We start from the raw sequence: 16,446 nt of genomic DNA, 5'->3' as shown, positions 1-16,446 counted from the left end.
CGATCGTCACCTCGCCCGGTGGGCGGCGATCAGGTCCCGGTACCAGGCGTACGAGGCCTTCGGGGTGCGCACCTGTGTCTCGAAGTCGACCCGGACCAGGCCGAAGCGCTGGTCGTAGCCCTCGGCCCACTCGAAGTTGTCGAGCAGGGACCAGGTGTAGTAGCCGCGCAGGTCGATGCCGTCGGCGGCGGCGCGGGCGAGGGCGTCGAGGTGGGCGGCGAGGTAGTCGATGCGGAAGGTGTCGTCGAGGGTGTCCTCGGTGGAGCAGCCGTTCTCGGTGACGGTGATCGGGGGGAGGGCGTCGCCGTACCGCTCGCGGAGGGTGAGCAGCAGCTCGTGCAGGCCGGACGGGACGACCGGCCAGCCGAAGTGGGTGCGGGGGACGCCGTCGATGGGCGCCTCGGCGAAGGGGAGGCCCGGGTCGGTGGGGGCGGCGATCCGGGTGGGGTTGTAGTAGTTGACGCCGAGTCCGGCGAGCGGGGTCCCGGCGATCAGCGCGAGGTCGCCGTCACGCACGGCGCCGCCGAGGTCGGGGCCGAGGCCGTACGCGGACAGGTCGGGGTACCGGCCGAGCAGCAGCGGGTCGGTGAACAGCCGGTTGTGCAGGGCGTCGTAGGCGTCGGCGGCGGCCCGGTCCTCCGCCGTCTCGCTCGCGACCTGAACGGGCGTCAGGTTGTTGGCGATCAGCACGTCGAGGCCGCGGGAGTGGAGTTCGGCGGCGGCCAGCCCGTGTCCGAGGAGCTGGTGGTGGGCGGCGGGCAGCGCGTCCAGCATCAGCGCCCGCCCGGGGGCGTGGATGCCCAGCGCGTAGCCGAAGACCATGTGCACGAAGGGCTCGTTCAGCGTGATCCACGCCGGGACGCGGTCGCCGAGCCGGTCCGCGACCAGCGTCGCGTACTCGCCGAACCGGTACGCGGTCTCGCGGTTGAGCCAGCCGCCCTCGTCCTCGAGGGACTGCGGCAGGTCCCAGTGGAACAGCGTGGGCAGCGGGGTGATCCCGGCGTCCAGCAGCCCGTCCACCAGCCGCTCGTAGAAGTCCAGGCCGGCCGCGTTGACCGCGCCCTTGCCGGTGGGCTGGATCCTCGGCCAGGCGATCGAGAACCGGTACCCGTCCAGCCCCAGGTCGCGCATCAGCTCCACGTCCTCGGCCCACCGGTGGTAGTGGTCGCACGCCTCGCGCCCGCTCTGCCCGTTCTTCACCGCGCCGGGGCGCTCGCAGAACACGTCCCACACCGACCGTCCGCGCCCGTCCTCGTCGACCGCGCCCTCGATCTGGTACGCCGCGGTGGACGCGCCCCACCGGAAGCCTGCGGGCAGAGCGTGACGGTCCGTCATATGCGAGTCCTCCGAAGCCGGGCAACGGGAAGCAGAATGCGAGTGGTGCTCATGTTAGGGAGCCCCGCCGCACGGAATCCAGCGATGTGACGGCCGTCACATCGACCGGTTCAAGATTCTTTGCCGTTTGCGGCCCGGCCCGGGGCCGAGAAGGGAGGCTATGTCCGCACCCGCAAGGAGACCCCGCACCGTGTCCCACTCCCCCGACCAGCACCACGGCCGGCATCCCGAGCAGCACCACGAGCACGCGCCCTACTCGCCCTACGGCCTGCGCTGGGACAAGGACTTCGCCCTGTCGTTCGGCCCGGACGGCAGCGTGGCGGTCGACCGCGACGCCGGCGGCAAGTACGGCTGGGCGGTGGCCTGCCGGGCGGTGACCCGCAAGCTCCTCGTCGAGCCGGCCGACAGCGCCGACAGCGCGGACGGCGCGGCCCGCCCGGTGGAGCCCCTGGACACCGCCGTCTTCCGCGCCCTGCAGGCCCGCGACGCGATCGTCGGCCACGCCTGCGGGCCGAACGTCGTGGCGGAGTTCACCCGCCGCACGCTCGTGCTGGCCCGCGGCCCGCAGTGGGACGACGCGGTGAGCACCGCGCTGATCGGCGGCTGGGCCGATCCGCTGAACCACGGTGGCCGGATCGACGCCTCGGTGGTCGGGCGGATCAAGTCCGAGGCCGAGGCCCTGCACCGCGCCGCGGTCCCGGTCTGGCGGCGCCGGGTCCGCGGCTCGCGCGTGCTCCTGCTGGAGACGCCGATCGGCGACGGGCTGACCCTGCTCGACCTGGTCGCCGGCGAGCTGCGCATGGACGACCTGGTCTTCGAGGCCGCCTTCGACGACCCCCGGGTGGCCGCCGTGGTGGCCCAACTCACCCGCGCCGAACGCGCGGTGGCCATGGCCTGGGCGCATCCCTCGACCGGCAGCTGGGCCGAGGCCGCACGTTTCGCCGGCCGACCCGACCCGGAGGCCTTCGGCGAGCGCGTACGCCGTAAGCTCAAGCGCCTCGGCGACCGGTACACCGCCCGCACCCGCGCGGCCGCCACCACCGCGGACGGCACCACCGCGGACGGCACCACCGCGGACGGCCACCGGTGATCGACGCCCTCCGCACCGCGCTCCCCGCCTACCTCGCCGGCGTCGCCACCGCCGGCACCGTCGCCCTCCACGCCGCGCTCCTGCGCGCCCTCCGTTCCCGGCGCCGACGGCGGCGTCAGCGCGCGGCGTCCGACACCCTCACGAGCAGTCGAAGCGGTGCGCGAACGGGCGGTCCGGGCAGCGCGGGCAGGTGAACAGGTAGACGCCGCCCATGTCGCCGAGCATCAGGCCGGGCGCGCCCTGGACCAGGGTGCGCCGCTCGTAGGGCAGGTCCCAGACGGTGCCGGTGGCCGGGGTGTCCTCGATGGGCAGCCAGGCGCGCCAGCTCCCGCCGTCGAACTCGGCGCTGCCGATCGACAGCAGGTGCTCCATCCGGCGCTCGCACCCCGGGCAGTCCGGCCAGTCCGGCTCCTGGGTCCAGGTCGGGTAGCCGCCGGCCTTGATGCCGTCGGGGACCGAGAGGTGCCGCTGGTACGACCACCCGGTCTCCTCCTCGAGCCGGTCGAACCGCTCCCTGAGCCGCCCGTGCAGCTCGGCCGGCAGGTCCCAACTCGGGTACTCGGCCACGGGCTCCGGGTGCAGCACGCAGCGGTCCGGGAGGTAGTCCTCGGGCGCACCGTCGGGTCGGGGCGGGTCGGCCGGTGCGAGGTCGGGGCGGGATCCGTCCCACCAGTACACCGCGGGCCGCGGCGCGTAGTCCTCCTCGTGGTCGAACGGGCACCACAGCACCTGCACCACGTCCGTGCCCGCCGGGAACGGGAGTTCGGGCGCGTCGGCGGCGAACAGCTGCACCACCGGCACCAGCGGGATCGCCCCCGCCCCCTCCGGCGGCGCGTACCCCGCCCCCGGGTGCTCCTCCTCGCAGCGCGGCCACGCCTCACCGCGCGGCCACACCACCGGTCCCCCGACCGAGCTCTCCCGCTCCCCCGGCTCGCCCCGCCGCGGGTGCAGCCGCACCGCGTTCACCCGGTACGCGGCCAGTTCGGGAAACAGTTCCTCGACGTCGACCGGCCGAGGCGGTGTCGTGCGGACCATCGAAACGTACTCCTCGCTGACCGGCCGGACCTGACTGCTCGGCAGCGTAGTCCCACCCTCCGTCAGCCCGGCCCGCCGCCACCCGGAGCCGGCAGGTGCCGCCGGTGCCAGAACGGCCGGTCGGGCCAGCGTTGTTCGCGCGTGTAGTGGGTGCGGTGGTTGCGGAGGTAGTGGGCGCCGACGGCGGTGAGGGTGTCGGTGTAGGCGGGGAGCGCGTGCGGGTCGCCCGCGAGGTGCGCGTGGACGGCCCGGCCGGCGTGCAGGCCGGTGAAGAGGGCGGTGAGGATGCCCTGGGAGGAGAGCGGGTCGAACGCGGCGGCGGCGTCGCCCGCGGCGGTCCAGCCGTCGCCGTACGCGGTGTCGAGCCGGGCGGTGTGGGCGGGGGCTCGGCGCGGCCTGGCGTCCGGGGGCCACGGGTGGGCGGCGGCAAGGGAGTTGACGTGGCGGGTGGCGGCCAGCCGGGCCTCGAACCCGGGCCGCTCACGGCTCGCGCCGGGCAGGTCGGCGTCGGTGTACCAGGCGAGCAGGCGCCGTCCGGAGGGCAACGGCGCGGTGTACCACCAGCCGTCCGGGGCCGCCTCGACGGTGGTCGTGGTGTCGGCGGGCCGCGACGCGGGCGGGTCCAGCGTCAGGTGCACGGCGACCAGGCCGTCCCGGACCAGCCGCCGCGCCCCGCACGCGGTGGCGACGGCGGCGCGCCGGCCGGTCGCATCGACGATCCACCGGCAGCGCACGGCGCGCCGGTGCCCGTCGCCGCGCAGCTCGACCGTCCAGGTGCCGTCGGCCGCCCGGGCGGCGGGGCGAGCCACCGTCCGAGGGGCCAACCGGGCGCCCTGGGCGCGGGCCTGCGCGCGGAGCCGGCGGTCGAAGAGCGGCCGGTCGAGGTGCCAGCCGTGGCCGTGCGGGTCCAGGATGGCGTCGACCGCCCCGAGTTCGGGCGTCCCCCACGCGGAACGGTTGGCCGGGCACGGCAGGTGACCGTCCGTCAGGACCGCCGACGCACCGAGGTCGCCCAGCAGCACCCGGGCGACGGCGGGCAGCGCCTCGCCGACCGGGACGGGGCCGCGACCGGCGTCGGCGAGCAGCACCGTCCGCCCGGCCCGCACCAGCGCGAGCGCGGCCGCCGCCCCGGCGGGACCGCCGCCCGCCACCACCACGTCGTAGCACGGGAGTTCACCGCCGCCGACACCAACGCCCGCACCGACACCCGCGCCCGCGCCCGCACTCACTGACCGCCGCCCTCCGCCCGGCTGGCCCCGCCCCCGTTCGTGGACTCCTCGCCGAACGGGTCGAGCTTGTCGATGTAGCCGACGGCGATCTCGTGGGTGCCGTACCCGGTGCGCTCGGCGGTCTCCCCGAGCAGTCCGGCGTACGCGGCGGTGTCCAGGGCCGCGGCCTCGGGGACGTGCAGGGTGACCAGGTTGCGGTCGGGCGAGACGCCATCCAGCGGGAAGCCGGGGACGGACTCGACCTGCAGGACGTCGGGGAACCTGCCGTCGCCGACGGTGTACGGGCGGCGCTCGACGATGCCGAAGTGGTACCACTCGGCCACGGCCTGGGCCAGCTGGTCGCGGTACTCGCCGTGCAGTCCGCGCAGCCAGGAGGCCCGGCGGGCGAAGGCGTCCTCGCGTTCCTCGTCCGAACCTCCTTGGCCGTCCTCCTGGTTGACGATCCGGAAGTCGGCGTCGGTGAGCACGTGGTTGGGGACGCGGGCGGGCCAGAAGGTCGGCACGTGCGGGTCGTAGCGGCGGGTCGGCAGCGCCTGGGACTCGTAGCCGGAGCGGCAGCTGGCGGTGTCGGTCTGCCAGGGGATGGCCATCCAGCGGGTCAGGCCGCCGGGGGGGCTGGGCGTGCAGCGGGCCGTCGTCGCCGAGCGCGCGGGCGGTGGTGAGCTCGGGGCCGTAGTCGGGTTCGGGCTGGTCGTCGGGGCGGTGCCGGACGCGCAGCGGCTCCTCGTACAGGGTGGCGTGCCGGATCGGCCAGGTGACCTCGCAGCCGGGGTGGAAGGCGTCGGCGAGGCAGAAGTCGAGGGCGGCGCGGTCCAGCAGTCCCGGCTGGTCGGCGAGCGGCGCGTCCTCCAGGCGGTGCGGGAAGCCGGGCCAGGGGTCGGTGCTGAACTCGCCGTTGGACCAGGCCTCCAGCTGTCCGACCTGGGTGTCGGAGAGCGTCAGGTACTGCAGCGGGGACTTCGGCCGGCTGGCCATCGCGTCGCCGTAGAACCACGGCCACGGCTGGGGTGACAGGCCGTCACGGGCGTGGTCGCGCATGGCGGTGTAGACCTGCCGGCGCAGCTCGCGGTTGCGCTCGGCGGTGCTGGACAGGCGGTCCAGGTGCGCGGGGGCGAGGAAGTCCTCGGGGCCGCCGCGGCCGTAGTGGGTGGCGAACCCCTTGTTGACCCACTGGAGTTCGTGGAAGCGCCGGAGGAGTGGCTCGATGTCGCGGGCGAAGTTCACGGCCGGGTCGGCGGGGAGCCCGCCCGACCCGCGGAACAGGTCGTCGAGCAGGTCCCACAGGGTGCGCAGGGTCTTCACCTCGGGCGCGAAGTTGGGCGGGGCGACCACCACCCAGGCGCCGGTGACCGGGAGCTGCGCGCCGTTCAGCGTGACGGTCGCGGTGACCGGTCCGTCGGAGGTGTCGTCGTACCAGCCGTCGTTGTTGCCGAAGGACTGCAGTTGTTCGCCGCCGGGCGCGCCGGAGGTGCCGGCGCCGCCGAGGACGACGAGGCGGCCCTGGTCGTCGGTGTGCATGCGGCCCAGCGGCACGGGGACGCCGAGGAAGGTGCCGCCGGTGAACTCGACCTGGTCGGCGGTGCCGGCCCGCAGGGTCTTGCGGCCGGGGTCGATGACCAGGTGCTCGCGCTCGGTCTGCTTGGCGTTGCGGCGGGCGGACTTCATCCCGGCCATGTCGGGGATGTCGAAGGCGAGGTCGAAGTTGTACCAGGCGGCCTTCCGGTTGGCGACGTGCACGCCCCACTCGATGGCCACGCCCGGGTCGGCGGTGGTGAGTTCGCGCACCACGCGGCCCGCGGCGTCGTAGCCGTAGATCCGGAAGCGCGCCGCCTGCCGTTTGATCGCGCCGGTGTCGTCCTTGTGCGAGCCGGGCGCGGCCGGTTCGGGCGAGGGTGTCTCGGGGCCGTGGAACCAGCCGTCCGCCCGGGTGCTGTTGCCCACCCGGGCGACCCCGATCGCGGGGTGGATCTTCGCGAAGGCGATCTCGTCGGTCATCGGCGGTGAGTCCTCTCGTCGGTGGCGCGCACCCACCCTGACAGATCGAGTACGACCCATCGGCCCAGATCGCCGTCCCGGCCCCGGACTTCGCTCGATCGAGCGACACCAGGCCCGCCTGCGCAGGACGATTGCCCGTCAGCTCCATGCCCTGTGCGACGGGTTGACGGCGGAGCGGCGGTCCGCCAAGCTCCCAACCGTTCTCGCGGCGGCCGGCCGCGACCGGCCCCGCGGAGAACGACGATGCGCTTTTCGGGAATCGCCTGGACGGGGTCCGGCTACGAGGTCGCCGTGCTCGACGACGCGGGCCGTCCGGCCGCACCGGCGGCCCGCTTCGCGGCCGGCCGGCTCCGCGCGCTGACCGACCATCTCCTGGCTCTCCAGGGCGAGTTCGCGCGCGCGGGCGAGGAGCTGGCGACCGTCATCGACTCGACCAACGGGCTGCTCGACGGCGGTCTGCTGAACGCCGGCCTGCCGGTGTTCCGGGCCGACCCGTGGGTGCTCCCGGCCCGGCCGGCCTTCGGCTCCGTCCCGGCGGCGGAGCTGGCGGGCGCCGCGGTGCGCGACCCCGGCGCGGTCGTCCGGCTCGGCATCGCCACCGGCACGCTGGCCGGGCGGGCCGAGCAGGCGGTTGCGGACATCGACGCGGCCGCCGCCGACCTCGACCGGATGCGCCGCTCGGGCCGGTGCCTGTGGGAGGCCCGCTGCGAACGCCCGGTGGTGGCGCTGACCTTCGACGACGGCCCGAACCCCCCGCACACCGGGCGGATCCTGGACGTGCTCGACCGCTACGGGGTGCCCGCGACGTTCTTCTGCGTCGGCCTGCAGGCGCTGGCGCACCGCGCCGAGCTGGAGCGGATGGCCGCCGCCGGGCACCAGATCGCCAACCACACCTGGTCGCACCCGTACCTGCCGGACCTCTCCCGGGGCGAGCTGTTCGCCCAGCTGGAGCGCACCGACGAGGCGATCGCGCTGGCCGTCGGCGGGGACGGCCCGCGGATGTTCCGCCCGCCGTACGGCTCCCGCTCCCCCGAGGTACTGCACTGGCTGACCGAGCACGGGGCCACCGTGGTGCTCTGGGACGTCGAACCCGCCGACTGGTCGATGCCCGGCGCCGAGGCGATCAGCCGGGCCGTGTTGGACCAGGCCCGGCCCGGTTCGCTGATCCTGATGCACGACGGCGGCGGCGACCGCTCGCAGACCGCCGCCGCGCTGCCCGCCGTGATCGAGGGCCTGCTCGACCGGGGCTACGAGTTCGCCCGAGTCGACCGCCTGCCGCTCACCTGACGGCCCGGACCCGTCGGGCGACGGACCCTCAACTCCCCGCCACCGGGCCGGAGGACGCCCGGATCACCAGCTCGGGGTCGAAGAGCAGCTCCCCGGTGGGCGTGTCCCGGCCGCCCACCAGCGCCAGCACGCTGCGGCCGACCTCCAGCGCGAGGCGGTCGGTGGGCTGGCGCACGGTGGTCAGCGGCGGATCGGTGAACTCGGTGATCATGGTGCCGTCGTAGCCGACCACCGACACGTCGTCGGGGACCGAGCGGCCGAGCCGGCGCACGCCTCGGATGACGCCGAGCGCCATGTAGTCGCTGGCGGCGACGATCGCGGTCGCGCCCAGGCCGAGCAACGCGCCGGCGGCGGCCTGTCCGCCCTCGACGGTGTAGGACTGACGGATCACCAGGCGCTGGGCGTCCTCGATGCCGCGGCGGGCCATCGCGTCGATGAAGCCCTGCACCCGCCGGTCGGCCGGGTGGTTGCCCGAGGGTCCGGAGGCCATGCCGATGGCCCGGTGGCCGAGCCGGTGCAGGTGGTCCACGGCGAGCTCGGCGGCCAGCCGGTCGTCGGTGGAGAAGACGGGCACCGGCACGCCGTCCGCGAACTCGCCGTTGACGCCGAGGTAGGGGATGCGGCGCGAGCGCAGCATCTCGTAGATCTCGGTGTCCGCGCCCTCGACCGTGTTGGAGGCGGACAGGAACACCACCGCGGCGATGCCCTTGTCGATGATCGCGCCGATGTACTCGCGTTCCTGCACGCCGCCGGGGAAGGCCGGGCACAGCACCGTCTTGAGGCCGTGCGGGGCGAGCGCGGCCTCGATGCGCTCGGCGGCGTCGGCGAAGAACGGGTTGGAGACGTGCTCGGTGACCACGGCCACCAGTTGGCCCTGGACGGCGCGCTCGTACCCGAGTTCGCTCATCGCCCGCTCGACCGCGTCCCGGGTGGTCTTGGCGACGCCCTGACGCCGGTTGATCACCCGGCTGACCGTCGCCTCGCTCACGCCCGCGTGAGCGGCGATCTCGACGATGCCGACCTTCAACGTCCTCCCCTTCGCCTGACGGTCCGTCATGTTGTCCGTGTGCTCCACCGGGCCGCCTCACACCTTGCTTCGGATCCGGGCCAGACCCGTCCGCGGCACCTGGACGCTGCACAGGCCCGGGGCGAGGGTGGTCTGGACCCGCTCGATGATACGGCCGTCGGGGCCGTGCACCGTGATCTCGACCACGTGCGGCCCGTCCCGCACGTCCAGCACGACGCGGCTCGCGGCGCTTCCGTTGACCAGCACGGTTTCGGTGAACGCGGCGGGGGCGACGGGCACCGCCCGCTCGGTGTGCACGTCCAGCACGCAGGTGCCGTCGGCGACGGACTCCACCAGCGTGCACAGCTCGTCCGGGCGGCCGGGTTCCACCGTGCCGTCGAGCAGTTGCGGGCGCAGCCGCCGCCACTCGGCGAGCCAGAAGCGCAGCGCGTCGAGGTGCGCGTCGGGCAGGGTGTCGAGGCGGACCGAGACCTGCGGGACGGCGTGCAGGGCGCCGATCAGCTGGCGCGCGGCGCTCTCGACGGGGGCGCCGGCCGCCCACATCACGGGGTCGCTGTGCACGGCGCCGCCGACCGCGAGCAGCGCGGTGTCGAGGGTGCGCACCCGGTTGGCGGTGGAGTCGGCGGGGCAGTCGAAGGAGCGCAGCAGGTTGCCGAAGGCCGCCATGGCGGGGCCGACGTAGGGCTGGCGGAGCTCCAGCAGCAGGTCGGGGCGGACGGCTTCGAGCGCGGTGCGCAGCTCGGCGAGCAGCTGGAGCAGGGCGCGGCCGACGTCGGCGCCGCCGTCGTGGGCGTAGACCATCGCCTCCTCGAGGAAGTCGATCTTGAGGCCGTCGAGGCCGTAGTCGCGGACCAGGCGCACGCAGGTGTCGACGACGTGGGCGCGCACCTCGGGGTGGCGCGGGTCGAGGACGTGGGCGCCGGGGACGCCGGCGGCCCGGGGGGCGTGGCGCGCCCACCTGTCGTGGCAGTCGGCCTCGGGGCCGAGCAGCAGCGGGGCGACCCAGGCGAGGTAGCGCAGTCCGTTCGCCCGGACCTCGGCGACGTGGGCGGCGAGGTCGGGGAACTTGGTCGTGTCGGGGGTCCAGTCGCCGACGCCCGCGTAGCCGCGGCCGGCGGCGTGGCGCTGCCAGCCGTCGTCGAGGATGAGCGCGCCGAAGCCGAGGCCGGCGGCGAGCCGGGCCTGCGCGGCGACCTGGTCGGCGCTGACCGCCTGGTTGTAGGCGTACCAGGTGCAGTAGAGCGGGACGCGGGCGGCCTCCGGGACGGGCATGGTCGCGGTGTGCCGGGCGTACCAGGACCGCAGCGGGCGCAGCGCCGCGGCCACGGTCGGCGCGCGGGGCACCAGCAGCAGGCGGTGCGGCCGGTCGGCGGGCGGCAGGTGGAGGTGGACGACGTGGGTGTCGTTCTCCTCGGAGACGCCGTAGCGCAGGGCGACTTCGGGCACCGGGTCGGCGGTGGCGAAGGTGAGCAGGGTGGCGCCGGTGTGGTCGTAGAGGCTGCCGGCGGCCAGTCCCTTGACCAGGCTGACGGTGGCGCGGCCCGCCCAGTCGGCGACCAGGGTGCGGCGCCAGTCCGCGCCGGGGTGCCAGTAGCCGGCGGCGTCGCCGAGCGGGACGGACAGGCGCACCTCGACCGCGGCCCGGGGCGCGTCGATCCGCAGCACTCTGACGCCCGCTTCGGCGTCGTCCAGGCTCCATCCGGTGTCCGCGCCGTCGGCGAGGACGGCGATCTCGACGGTGTCGAGCAGCGGCGCGTACCTGGCCGGGGCGAGTTCGGCGGTGGTGACGGCCTCGGGGGCCAGGGGGGTCACGGTGGTTACTCCTTGACGGCGCCGGCCAGCAGGCCGGAGACGAAGTGGCGCTGGAGGGTGAGGAAGACGATCGCCATCGGGATCGCGGCGACGGCGGTGCCGGTGAGGATCGCGCCGTAGTCGGTGTCGGTGACGCCCTTGAGCGAGGCGAGGGCGACGGGGACGGTGAGCGAGGCGCTGTCGCGCAGCACGATCAGCGGCCAGACGAAGTCGTTCCACTGGAAGAGGAACAGGAAGATGCCGAGGGCGGCGAGGGCGGGGCGCATCGGCGGCAGCACGACCCGGACGAACAGCCGCAGTTCGCCGCAGCCGTCGATGCGGCCGGAGTCGAGCAGTTCGTCGGGGACGGCGCCCATCGACTGGCGCATCAGGAAGATCCCGAACGGCAGCGCCAGGTTGGGCAGGATCACCGCCTGATAGGTGTTCAGCCACTGCAGGTCCGCCATCAGCTTGAACAGCGGCACCAGCGTGACCTGGCCGGGCACGACCAGGCCCAGCATCAGCAGCCCGAACAGCGCGTCCCGGCCCTTGAAGCGGTACTTGGCGAAGGCGTAGCCGGCCAGCGTGCACACCGTGCCCGCGCACAGCGTGTAGATCGCCGCGATCGCCAGGGAGTTGAGCACCACCCGGCCGAACTGCGCGGTGTCCTGCAGGCTGCGCAGGTTGGCCGCGAGGTGGCCGCCGGGGGTGAGCGGCGGCGGGCTGTCGAAGATCTCGCCGCTGCTGTGGGTGGCGGCGACCACCAGCCAGTAGAACGGGAGCAGCACGGCCGCCAGGGCGATCGCCAGGCCCCAGCTGAGCGCGAGGCCGCGGCCCCGGGTGGTGCGCGTCATGACGGGTCTCCCAGCACCTTGAACTGGACCAGTCCGAGGATGCCGATCAGCACGGCCAGGGCGTAGGCGATGGCCGAGGCGTAGCCGAAGTCGAAGTAGCTGAAGGCGTTCTGGTACAGGTACACGCCGATGGTGAGGGTGGCGTTGTCCGGTCCGCCGTGGGTGAGGATGAACGGCTCGTCGAAGATCTGCAGGGTGCCGATGGTGGACAGCACGGTGGTGAGCAGCAGCGCGGGGCGCAGCCCGGGCAGGGTGACGTGCCGGAAGGAGCCCAGCGCGCCGGCCCCGTCGACGGCCGCGGCGTCGTACAGCTCGCGCGGGACGGTCTGCAGCCTGGCGAGCAGGATCACCGCGTTGTAGCCGGTGTAGTGCCAGGTCAGCGCGAGGGCGAGGGAGAGTTTCGCCCAGAGCGGGTCGGTCAGCCAGGGCACGGCGTCGACGCCGGCGAAGTGCAGCAGCCAGTTGACGAGCCCGTACTTCTCGTTCAGCAGCACGGAGAAGACCACGCCGTAGGCGACCAGGCCGGTGACCATGGGCAGGAAGAACCCCAGCCGGAACAGCGTCCGGCCGCGTAGCAGACGGGAGTTGAGGGCGACGGCGAGCCCGGTGGCGAGCGCCAGCATGACCGGGACCTGGATCACCAGGATGACGGCGGTGTTCTTCAGCGCCGTCCAGAACAGCGGGTCGTCCAGCAGCCGCGCGTAGTTGTCGGCGCCGACGAAGGTGTCGGCGCCGTCGACGGTCCGGTAGAGGCTCAGGACGAAGGACCAGGCGATCGGGTAGAGCTTGAACGCGGCGAACAGGGCGAGCGCGGGCAGCACGAAGGCGTACGGGGCGAGGCGGCGGCCGGTGCTCATCGGACGACCTTGCGGCCCGTCTGCTGGGCGAGCTGGTCGGCGGCCTGCCTGAGCACCTCGGCCGGGTCGGCGCCCTTGAGCAGCACCTTGGTCTGGGCGTCGGTGACGACCTTGAGCGCGCGGGCGTAGTCGGCGCTGTAGTTGTAGGCCGGGGACGGTGCCTGCAGGGCCGCCAGGAACACCTCGCCCTTCTGCCGGCCGGAGAAGAACGCGGACGGGGTGTGGAAGACCGGGTCGTCGTAGGCCTTCATCAGGGCCGGGGCGATGCCCTTGTCCTGGTAGATCCGCACCTGCGAGGCGGGGCGGGTGAGGGCGAACTCGACGAACTTCCAGGCGGCGGCCTGCTGCTTGCTGCTGCCGGCGACGGCCAGGTGGGTGGAGTTGACGGTGGCGGCGGTGCTGCCGCCGCGGCGCACGGCCGGGGGCAGCCGCACGCCCCACTTGCCCTTCTCCTCCGGCACGTTCTCCTCGATGATCCCGCCGAACCAGGTCGGCCAGGGCAGGACGGCGGCGGTGCCGGCCTTGATCGAGGCGATCAGCGCGTTCCATCCGCCGGAGAGGTCGCTGACCAGCCCGGCGTCGTTGAGCTGCTTGATGATCGTCATCGCCTTGACGGCCTCGGGCGAGTCGAGGGTGATCGCGCCGTCGAGGTTGAAGTAGAAGACCCCCTGGAGCTGGAGCAGCATCTGGAAGAAGTTGGCGGCGTCCGCCTGGGAGGCCGGCTTGTCGATGCCGAGCAGGTACTTCCCGGTCTTCGCCTTGATGACCTTGCCGGCCTCGATCGTGTCGTCCCAGGTGTCGAGGGACTTCACGTCCACCCCGGCCTGTTCGAACACGTCGGCGCGGTAGTAGAAGCCCGCCGAGTTGGCCTCCCACGGCAGGGCGTTGACCCGGCCGCCCCGGCCGGAGACGGTGGCCCACAGGCCCTGCGCGAAGGCGTCCCGGTACTGGTTCGCGCCGAGCTTGCCGAGGTCGGCCAGGCCGTTGGGGAACTTCTCGACGTAGCCGGGCAGGTAGTCGACGCCGATGTGCAGCACGTCCGCGAGGCCGGTGCCGCCGGCCGCCAGGCCGGTGGTGATCTTGTCCCAGATGGCCGGGTTGCCGATGTCCTCGACCGTCACCTTGATGTCCGGGTACTGGGCGTTGAACGCCGGTGTCAGCGCCTTCAGTTCCGCCGCCGGGCCGGCCCAGCTCCACACCGTGATCTCGCCCCGGTCGGGGGACCCGGCGCCGCCGGATCCGGTCCCGCCCGAGCCGCTGCAGGCCGTCAGGCCGGTCAGTCCGGCGCCCGCGGCGAGGGCGCCGCCCGCTCTCAGGATGCCCCGACGAGAGATGTCCATGTCCTACCCCCTTGCTCAGGTCGCCCGGCGGCGACTGGCGACTTCATCGACCTGCACGACTCCGCCAAGCCCAACGGCGTCGCCGAGGGCACCGGCCTCGGCATCTTCTCCGGCGCGGCCAGCTACGACGAGACCGGCGACGACCACTTCGCCGAGGCCGGCGACTCCATCGCCTCGCAGTACCAGGCCTTCCTCGCCATGGCCGACCTCGCCGCCGGCCGGGGCGACAGCGCGCTCTCCGCCCAGTACGCGCGGCAGGCCGCCGACCTGAAGACGTACTTCAACACCACCTGGAGCGGGACCGGCACGGGCGCCGACATGGTCCGCGGCTACAGCACCAGCGGCGCCGCGATCACCGGCTGGGGCCGGGAGAACAGCTGGTTCATGCCGATGAAGCACCTGGTCGACGCCGGGCCCCGCAACGACGCCTACCTCGACTACATCGACCAGCAGTCCGCCGGCAGCGACCGGCCCACCAACATCGAGGCCTACACCTACCTGCCCGACACCTTCTTCGCCTACAACCGCAACGACACCGCCTGGAAGTGGATGCAGTACGTCTACGACCGGCGCGACGACCAGCACGTGGTCACCCGGCAGGGCCCCAACGGCGACTACCCCGAGGTCTCCTTCACCCTGGTCGGCCAGACCGTCGAGGGCCTGCTCGGCGTCGACCCGAACGCCCCCGCCCGCACCCTGACCACCGCCTCCCACCTGCCCACCGGCACGGACTGGCTGCAGATCGACGACCTGGCGATCGGTCACAACACCTTCCGCCTGCGCCACGACGGTGCGACGAAGTCCACCCTCACCAACACCGCCGGCACCGACGCCTACACCTGGGAAGCCCGGATCCCCGGCAGCCACCCCACGCTCACCGTCAACGGCGTCCCGCAGCCCGCCGCCACCAGGACCGTCGACGGCACCGTCTACAGCTACGCCACCGTCACCGTCACGCCCGGTGCGACCGCCACCGTCCAGGCCCCGTAGCACACCTGACGGACCGTCAGCGGCGGCCGGGGAGCGCTGCGCTCCGGCCGCCCCGCCCGCCGGTCAGGCCGCGGCGAGCCAGGTGCCGAGCGCCTCGTGCAGCCCCTCGGCCGTGTCGCCCTGCCAGGCGACGTAGCAGTCGGGGCGCAGCAGCATCGCGGTGTCGAGCTGCGGGACGGTCACGGTGTCGACGTGCGTCGCCCAGCGGCCGGCGTCCAGGGTGCCGGTGGGGTCGAGCAGCAACGGGCGGGCGGTGCGGGTGAGTTCGCGCAGGCCCGGCAGGTCCGGGGCCCAGCGGCCGACCAGCGGGCCGGTCGCCCGGCCCATGGGGTAGTGGACGTCCGCACCGGCCAGCAGGTCGGCGAGGTGCTGACGGGTCGTCGGCTGGGCGATCAGCTCGCCGAGGAGTTCCCGCAGCGCGGTGACGTCGCCGCCGGGGCGGACCAGCAGCGTCTGCGCCTGGGTGTGCATGGCCACCCGCCGTGCCACCGGCGACCGTTCCGCCTCGTAGCTGTCCAGCAGACCCTCGGGCGCGTGGCCGTGCACCGCCGCGGCGAGCTTCCAGCCGAGGTTGACCGCGTCCTGCAGGCCCAGGTTGAGTCCGGGGCCGCCGATCGCCGAGTGCACGTGCGCGGCGTCCCCGAGCAGGAACACCCGGCCCGCCCGGTAGCGCGCCGCGATCCGGGTGTTGCCGCCGAACAGCCGGCGCATCAGGTGCGGGCCCTCCCCGGTCGGCACGCCCAGCGGCACGTCCGCCCCGAGCACCCGCCCGACGCTGGCCCGCAGCTCGTCCAACGAGGCCTCGCCCTCGGCCGGTTGGTCCCACTCCACGGTGGAGAGCAGCGGGGTGCGGCCCGGGAACGGCGCCCAGGCGACCAGGCCGCGTTCGGTGCGCAGGTGCCGGAACGGCGGGACCACGCCGAACCCGGGCACGATCAGCCCGCCGTCGGGGCCGACCTGCTCCGGCGTGACGCCCACGTGGCCGGTCCGCGACACCGAGTCGTCGGTGGTCACGCCGGGGAAGTCGATCCCGGCGAGCCTGCGGACGGCGCTGCGCCCGCCGTCGGCGCCGACCAGGTACGCCGCCTCGACCGGCTCCCGTCCGCGCAGCTCGATCGTCACCGACGTCGGACCCTGCGTCAGGCCGACCACCTCGTGGCCGCGGCGGACCTCGACGCCGAGTTCCGCGGCGCGTTCGGCCAGCATCTGCTCGATCCGCCGCTGCGGCACCGGCAGGACGTACAGCGGGTTCTCCGGCAGGTCGCTGAGGTCGAGCGGGAACGCCCCGAAGACGAAGCCGGGCGTCGGCTCGGGTATCGCCCCGGGCGCGGTCAGCCGCTCGTACAGGCCGCGCCGGTCGAGCATCCGGACCACCTGCCCGACCAGCCCGTTGGCGCGCTGTTCCTCGGACGGTTCGGCCAGGCGTTCCAGCACCAGCGGGCGCACGCCCGCCAGGGCGAGCTCGCAGGCCAGCATCAGGCCGTTGGGTCCGGCGCCCGCGATGGCGACGTCGATCATGATCAGACTCCTTTTCGGGCAGGGGACACCGGCCCGACGGCCTGCCGGGCTGCGCGTGTCCGCCCTGCGGAAGGACCGGGTGGATCGCCGGGAGGGGG

At 74.1% G+C, this 16,446-nt stretch carries 13 protein-coding genes and 1 pseudogene; 3 read left to right on the top strand and 11 right to left on the bottom strand.

Annotation, left to right across the window (positions count from 1 at the left end; translation table 11 throughout):
- Positions 1-6 precede the first annotated feature (6 nt).
- Positions 7-1,335: a GH1 family beta-glucosidase gene (locus tag AB0K51_RS20295; RefSeq protein ID WP_363457156.1), complete on the bottom strand. Its 1,329-nt coding sequence runs from the start codon at positions 1,333-1,335 to the stop codon at positions 7-9.
- Between the two features lie 190 nt (positions 1,336-1,525).
- On the opposite strand from AB0K51_RS20295, the gene AB0K51_RS20290 reads away from it, so the two are divergent.
- Entirely contained in the window at positions 1,526-2,425 is a 900-nt protein-coding gene (locus AB0K51_RS20290) for a hypothetical protein (RefSeq protein ID WP_363457153.1), read from the top strand.
- A 138-nt stretch (positions 2,426-2,563) separates the two neighbouring features.
- On the opposite strand, the gene AB0K51_RS20285 is transcribed toward AB0K51_RS20290, so the two are convergent.
- The 4 genes and pseudogenes from AB0K51_RS20285 to AB0K51_RS20270 form a co-directional block, all read right to left on the bottom strand.
- Positions 2,564-3,460 carry a DUF1963 domain-containing protein gene (locus AB0K51_RS20285; RefSeq protein ID WP_363457150.1) on the bottom strand — a complete coding sequence of 299 codons (897 nt, stop codon included), beginning with the start codon at positions 3,458-3,460 and terminating at the stop codon, positions 2,564-2,566.
- 62 nt (positions 3,461-3,522) lie between these two features.
- Complete coding sequence (locus tag AB0K51_RS20280; protein ID WP_363457227.1) at positions 3,523-4,689, bottom strand: tryptophan 7-halogenase; 1,167 nt, start codon at positions 4,687-4,689, stop codon at positions 3,523-3,525.
- On the bottom strand, positions 4,686-5,291 hold the full coding sequence (locus AB0K51_RS20275) for a LodA/GoxA family CTQ-dependent oxidase (RefSeq protein ID WP_363457224.1): 606 nt from the start codon (positions 5,289-5,291) through the stop codon (positions 4,686-4,688). Before AB0K51_RS20275 ends, AB0K51_RS20280 begins: the two co-directional genes overlap by 4 nt.
- Before the next feature lie 118 nt (positions 5,292-5,409).
- Positions 5,410-6,684: pseudogene (locus AB0K51_RS20270) on the bottom strand (LodA/GoxA family CTQ-dependent oxidase); the annotation flags it as partial.
- Positions 6,685-6,927: 243 nt separating this feature from the next.
- Here AB0K51_RS20270 and AB0K51_RS20265 point away from each other — a divergent pair.
- On the top strand, positions 6,928-7,971 hold the full coding sequence (locus tag AB0K51_RS20265; RefSeq protein ID WP_363457147.1) for a polysaccharide deacetylase family protein: 1,044 nt from the start codon (positions 6,928-6,930) through the stop codon (positions 7,969-7,971).
- 28 nt (positions 7,972-7,999) lie between these two features.
- Here the strand turns inward: AB0K51_RS20265 and AB0K51_RS20260 are convergent, their stop codons facing one another.
- The 5 genes from AB0K51_RS20260 to AB0K51_RS20240 are packed head-to-tail and all read right to left on the bottom strand — an operon-like array spanning position 8,000 to position 13,840.
- Positions 8,000-9,028 carry a LacI family DNA-binding transcriptional regulator gene (locus AB0K51_RS20260; protein ID WP_363457144.1) on the bottom strand — a complete coding sequence of 343 codons (1,029 nt, stop codon included), beginning with the start codon at positions 9,026-9,028 and terminating at the stop codon, positions 8,000-8,002.
- 27 nt (positions 9,029-9,055) lie between these two features.
- Positions 9,056-10,810 (bottom strand): glycoside hydrolase family 36 protein, encoded by a 1,755-nt coding sequence (locus AB0K51_RS20255; protein ID WP_363457141.1) that lies wholly within the window; start codon positions 10,808-10,810, stop codon positions 9,056-9,058.
- Between the two features lie 5 nt (positions 10,811-10,815).
- On the bottom strand, positions 10,816-11,643 hold the full coding sequence (locus AB0K51_RS20250) for a carbohydrate ABC transporter permease (RefSeq protein WP_363457138.1): 828 nt from the start codon (positions 11,641-11,643) through the stop codon (positions 10,816-10,818).
- Positions 11,640-12,500, bottom strand: a complete 861-nt coding sequence (locus tag AB0K51_RS20245) for a sugar ABC transporter permease (RefSeq protein ID WP_363457135.1) — start codon at positions 12,498-12,500, stop codon at positions 11,640-11,642. Before AB0K51_RS20245 ends, AB0K51_RS20250 begins: the two co-directional genes overlap by 4 nt.
- The gene (locus AB0K51_RS20240) at positions 12,497-13,840 is read right to left on the bottom strand and encodes a sugar ABC transporter substrate-binding protein (RefSeq protein ID WP_363457132.1); all 1,344 of its coding nucleotides are present in this window, start codon (positions 13,838-13,840) and stop codon (positions 12,497-12,499) included. Before AB0K51_RS20240 ends, AB0K51_RS20245 begins: the two co-directional genes overlap by 4 nt.
- Positions 13,841-14,038: 198 nt before the next feature.
- Between AB0K51_RS20240 and AB0K51_RS20235 the strand changes: the two genes are divergently transcribed.
- Positions 14,039-14,830, top strand: a complete 792-nt coding sequence (locus AB0K51_RS20235; RefSeq protein WP_363457129.1) for a hypothetical protein — start codon at positions 14,039-14,041, stop codon at positions 14,828-14,830.
- 63 nt (positions 14,831-14,893) lie between these two features.
- Here AB0K51_RS20235 and AB0K51_RS20230 read toward each other — a convergent pair whose 3' ends face one another.
- Positions 14,894-16,348: an FAD-dependent monooxygenase gene (locus AB0K51_RS20230; RefSeq protein ID WP_363457126.1), complete on the bottom strand. Its 1,455-nt coding sequence runs from the start codon at positions 16,346-16,348 to the stop codon at positions 14,894-14,896.
- Between the last annotated feature and the right edge of the window lie 98 nt (positions 16,349-16,446).

The organism is Kitasatospora sp. NPDC049285 (genome assembly GCF_040678815.1).
Lineage (GTDB): Bacteria > Actinomycetota > Actinomycetes > Streptomycetales > Streptomycetaceae > Kitasatospora.
This window is presented reverse-complemented; position numbering and strand designations above follow the sequence as displayed.